The following is a 4,948-nucleotide window of genomic DNA, read 5'->3' on the forward strand; positions in this document are numbered from 1 at the left end:
AACCCGACAGAATTGGGGCGAGGTTGGTGGCCGGGCTTAGGGCTTTACTCTCGGATGAGAGTGAATAGCGCGATTCCGAGAGGAATCGCCGTCCTCGGAGCATAGCGAACGCCGTAGGCGGGCGCCGGGGGGCGCGCCCAGGGATGAATGAGCTATGCTCTTGCGACCCTTTGGGGTCGCCGGCTTTGCTGCTCGGAGAGATGGGCGACAGGCCGAACTCGACAGAATGTGATAATAAAATGAGAGGGGGACTTTGGGCGGTGCTTGTGCGACCTTTAGGTCGCCGTCCTCGGAGCGTAGCGAACGCCGTAGGCGGGCCCGAGGACGAACCTCGCAAAACGGGGGCGGTGAATGGGGTGTTGTCGTGCCCAGAAATGGGCCGAGCTTTTGCGGCTCTTTGAGCCGCGCAGTTCGCCGCCACCCCACGCGGCGGGCTGCAACTCGTCGGGGCTCGTTGCTGCTCTCCGCTGGCGGCGACTGCTGTTGTTGGTCAAGGGGTGAATGGGGGTGTTGCTTTTGCGACCCTTTGGGTCGCTCGGGCCGGACGCCTCCCCACGGGAGGCCCGCAACACGCCGCTTACGCGTCGAGAGTTGCTGTTCCTCCCGGGCGTCCGGCCCACTTTAGTCGAGAGTGAATATTAAGGGTCGGAGCCAGCGTGGCCGGAAACGAGCTTTGCGAAGTTGCAGGCCTACGCCGGGGGTGGCTCCGGCCCGGGCGGTTCTGCGAACCGCAACGTACAAATAGGGTAGAGGCTGCCGGTTGTTAGTAGGGTAGTTCCAGCCCATTGCCCACCGCGGGCCCGCGGCCTGTTTATTCCGAGAGGCAGCGCAACTGAAAACCGTAGGAACGATAGTTTGCATCGTTGGTCGTCCACGTCGCGCTGAAATACAAACGGAAACCGTTGGCATCGTCCACTGAAGACGACCAACTGTATCCCCGGTTCCCATTAAGCCCGGTCGTGCCGGAGTGGGCGTTGCGGAAGCCCGGGCCGTTCGGTACTCAAAAGATAACCCGTCTTGGCTTCAATTTGGGGTAGAGGCGGCCATTGGGGCAGAGAAAAGCCGGTTCGAGTGCCGAGCGGCACCGCCCCGGGCTTGCGCAACCGTCATACAGGCGTATTGTACAGCGTCGGCGACGAGGGTTCCGTCTGGTCGGCTTCGAGCGATGAGACGAACAGCATATGGCTGCGTTTCGTGATGGATGCAGTTCAAGCCAGCTATGCGTACCGCCGTTCCTATGGGTTTCCGTTGCGTTGCCTCTCGGAATAAACAGGAACCGAGGCTGCCAGTAAACGCCCTGTGGGCATGCCCCGGGCCACCGCGGCGTCGGCGGGGGCGCGTTGTGGGGCGTCGGCAACAACGGGTGCAGTTGGTCGTCCACGTCCTGCGGTACCGATGGTATGCACTTGAGTTTCTACGTGACCTACCTCGATCCCAGCAGCGCGTACTACCGCTCCTTCGGTCTTCAGTTGCGTTGCCTCTCGGAATAAACGGGGCCGAGGCTACCAGTAAAACGTCCTGCGGGCTCCGCCCCGGGCTATCGCAAGCGGGATACGGGTGCGCTGTATGGGGTTAGCAACAATGGTTACAGCTGGTCTTCCAGGGTCAGTGGCAATCTGGGTATACACTTGGATTTCCGCATGACATGGCTCAACCCCGGCACCGCGAACGGTCGTGGTTTCGGTTTTCAGTTGCGTTGCCTCTCGGAATAAACGGGGGGCGAGGCTGCCAGTAAAACGCCCGGTGGGCCCGCCCCGGGCTTCCGCGAAAAATCCAATGGCGCTTTGATGGGCGTCGGCAACGGCGGATTCAGCAGGTCGGCCACCTCAGAAGATGGTGAGATCGGTAGCATGTGCATGGGATTTGACACGCAATATCTCGCATCCAGTACCTCGGGCAGTCGCGACAACGGGTATCAGTTGCGCTGCCTCTCGGAATAAACGGGGCGAAACTCTGCGACCCGCAGGGGCGCGCAGTTTGCCGCCACCCCCTGCGGCGACTGCAACTCGACGGGGCTCGTTGTGCTCACTGCTGGCGGCGGACTGCATAAGCCCCGCCCCGGGCGTTCGCAGTCATAATTCGGGCGCGCTGGGCGCTGTCGGCCGGGAAGGATCTATGTGGTCTGCTTCGGACTACGATACGAACGGTTACGGATTACGTGCTGTCACTGACGATGTTCAAGCCAGTTGCGAACATATCCGGGTCTACGGTTTCCAGTTGCGTTGCCTCTCGGAATAAACGGGGACGAGCGGCACCCGAAAAGCGGCTGACCCTGGACTGAGGTGATGCCTCTTGCTAAAGACAATAGAGCCTAAAAGAATAGAACCGATACACTACCAACAAGAAGATGGAAAAGAAAACCAAGATAGTAGCTACGATTTCGGACAGGCATTGCGAAGTCGAGTTTATACGCGCTCTGTATGCCGAAGGGATGAATGTCGTTCGGATAAACTCGGCGCATACGTCGTTCGATGGGGCGACGGAAATTGTCAATAACGTAAGGGCGGTCTCGGAAAAAATCGCCATACTGGTCGATACCAAAGGGCCGGAGATTCGGACTACCCGGATGGCGGACGAGGGGGTGGAGGTGGAGGAGGGGGAACAGATCGCGCTGCGCGGAACGGACGATAACGAACAGCTCTCGTCGAGGGATTGTATCTTTCTGAATGATAAGGATATATTCGACGAGGTGCCGGTCGGGGTGGATGTCCTGATTGATGACGGGGATATCGCGCTGGAGGTGACGGACAAAATCGACGGGGCGCTGATTGCGAGGGTCAGGAACAGCGGGGTGATCAAGGGACGGAAAAGTGTCAATATTCCGGCGGTGCATCTCCATCTGCCGGCGCTGACGGAACGGGATGTCGAGTATATTCACTGGGCGGTGAGGATGAATCTCGATTTCATCGCTCATTCGTTCGTCCGAAATAAGGAGGATTTGATTGAAATTCAACGCATTCTGGATGCGGAGCACAGTACGATCAAGATCATATCGAAGATCGAAAACCAGGAGGGGGTGGATCATATCGACGAAATTCTGGATCATACGTATGCGGTGATGGTGGCGCGGGGGGATTTGGGGGTCGAATTGCATGCGGAACAGATTCCGATCGTTCAGAAAAATCTTGTCCAAAAGTGTATCGAAAGTAAAAAACCGGTCATTATCGCGACGCAGATGCTGCATTCGATGATCAATAATCCGAGGCCGACGAGGGCGGAGGTGAGCGATGTGGCGAATGCGATTTTCCAACGGGTGGATGCCATCATGTTGAGCGGTGAGACGGCGAACGGAAAGTATCCGGTGGAGGCGGTCAAGGCGATGACGAAAATCGCGCTGGCGATCGAGCAGGAGGTGGAGCCGATTATCGATGTCAATATGGTGAGGATCAATAACGAGATTACGGCGCAGTTGGCGAGGTCGGCGGTCAGGGCGTGTACGAATCTGCCGGTCAAGGCGGTGCTGATCGATACGTTGTCGGGGCGGACGGGGCGTTATCTGGCGGCGTTCAGGGGCGAAAAACCGGTCTATGCGCTTTGTTACAGGAAGCATGTGATGAGGGAGCTGGCGCTTTCGTACGGGGTGCATGCGGCGTATGCGGAGCCGGCGATTGCGCATGATCGGTTCAGTTATCAGATGCTCCTGATTCTGGAACGGGCGGGGAAGATTGCGAATGAGGATTTGGTGGTGGTGGTCGGGGGCTCGTTCGGGGCGGCGAAGGGGGCGTCGTTTATGGAGATCAGCAAGGTGATTCATCTGCTCAACAGGGCGATGACGGAGTAGGGAGGGGAGGGGAAGTGGCTCTATAGAAGGTGCCTTGTGGAAATTCCACCGGGCGCCTTCTCGCTTTTTGGGGGGCTATTGTCCAGGCTGACAAGGAATTCACCGTGCTGCAACTCGAAGTCTCCGAAAGCATCCATCCTACTGAGGAATGAGCAGCCCCGCCCCGGGCTTTCGCGATGCGGGCAACAATGGGCGATTAGGGGGAGTAATGAGCACGGGTAACGAGGGTTCGGTCTGGTCGGCTTCGCCTAACGGGACGAATGGGGTCTATTTACGTTTTGTAATGAATGCGATTCAGCCCAGCCACTTGAATTACCGTGCCGGGGCTATTCCGTTGCGTTGCCTCTCGGAATAAACGGGGCAGAGGCGGCCGCGGCATTTTCATATGAACAAGCGGGTCGGACGCCCGGGAGGTACGACAACTCTCGACGCGCAAGCGGCGTGTTGCGGGCCGCCCGGGGGCAGGCGTCCGGCCCGCGCGATTCTTTGAATCGCAAGCATTCGCAGTCCGTTTATTCCGAGAGGCAACGCAACTGAAAACCGTCACCACGATTGCTCGCATACGAAGGATGCATGCCCGTCGCACCGAACAACAAACGCCAGGCATAAGTGCTGTTGCTAACAGTCGAAGCTGCCCAGAGAATTCCTCCATAACCGGCTTGATCCAGTGCACCCGTATCATGATAGCGGCAGCCCGGGGCGGGGCGGCTCGGCATTCGAACCGGGACGTCTCTACCTAAAGGATAGGCCGCTCTACTCTTTTCTTATTTGTGCTTTGACTCCTGCGGTTTTACGAATCGCAAGCATTCAGCCTAACTTACTGTCCTGTCTTTCGGGTTCGGGCTGTGCGCTCCGGGGATGGGCCGAAGGCCCAGCGCGCAAGCCCGGCGGTTCTACGAACCGCGCTATTCGCTCTCAGTTCAAGCGGTCGAAGCCTGCGGGGCCCACAGCAACGTTAGTTGCGGGTCTCTGCGGCGGAAGGCTGCGGCCCGCGCAGCTCAAAGAGCCGCAAAAGCTCGGCCCCAAGCACCGCCCCGTGTCGACCTCACTGCGGCTCCGCTGTCGCTCCGCCGGTGCCGCTCGGCACTCGAAAGATAAGCGTATCTACTCCCAAACGTCGCCCGCGGCAATTCTTGCCGGATTGGCCGAGTGCCAACCGGCAGAATA

General features: G+C 58.8%; 6 protein-coding genes. 5 read left to right on the forward strand and 1 reads right to left on the reverse strand.

Features of this window, described 5'->3' with window-relative positions:
• Positions 1-1,071 precede the first annotated feature (1,071 nt).
• From Q9S52_RS10405 to Q9S52_RS10425, 5 genes are all read left to right on the forward strand, one after another.
• On the forward strand, positions 1,072-1,269 hold the full coding sequence (locus Q9S52_RS10405; protein ID WP_304709064.1) for a hypothetical protein: 198 nt from the start codon (positions 1,072-1,074) through the stop codon (positions 1,267-1,269).
• A gap of 518 nt (positions 1,270-1,787) precedes the next feature.
• Positions 1,788-1,940: a hypothetical protein gene (locus Q9S52_RS10410; RefSeq protein ID WP_294594800.1), complete on the forward strand. Its 153-nt coding sequence runs from the start codon at positions 1,788-1,790 to the stop codon at positions 1,938-1,940.
• A gap of 175 nt (positions 1,941-2,115) precedes the next feature.
• Positions 2,116-2,238: a hypothetical protein gene (locus Q9S52_RS10415; protein WP_297623866.1), complete on the forward strand. Its 123-nt coding sequence runs from the start codon at positions 2,116-2,118 to the stop codon at positions 2,236-2,238.
• A 109-nt stretch (positions 2,239-2,347) separates the two neighbouring features.
• On the forward strand, positions 2,348-3,781 hold the full coding sequence (gene pyk / locus Q9S52_RS10420) for a pyruvate kinase (protein WP_297623869.1): 1,434 nt from the start codon (positions 2,348-2,350) through the stop codon (positions 3,779-3,781).
• 208 nt (positions 3,782-3,989) lie between these two features.
• Positions 3,990-4,136, forward strand: a complete 147-nt coding sequence (locus tag Q9S52_RS10425; RefSeq protein ID WP_300729162.1) for a hypothetical protein — start codon at positions 3,990-3,992, stop codon at positions 4,134-4,136.
• Positions 4,137-4,293: 157 nt separating this feature from the next.
• On the opposite strand, the gene Q9S52_RS10430 is transcribed toward Q9S52_RS10425, so the two are convergent.
• On the reverse strand, positions 4,294-4,497 hold the full coding sequence (locus Q9S52_RS10430; RefSeq protein WP_297623875.1) for a hypothetical protein: 204 nt from the start codon (positions 4,495-4,497) through the stop codon (positions 4,294-4,296).
• Positions 4,498-4,948: the final 451 nt, after the last annotated feature.

It is taken from the genome of uncultured Rikenella sp. (assembly GCF_948810725.1).
In the GTDB taxonomy this organism is placed as follows: Bacteria; Bacteroidota; Bacteroidia; order Bacteroidales; family Rikenellaceae; genus Rikenella.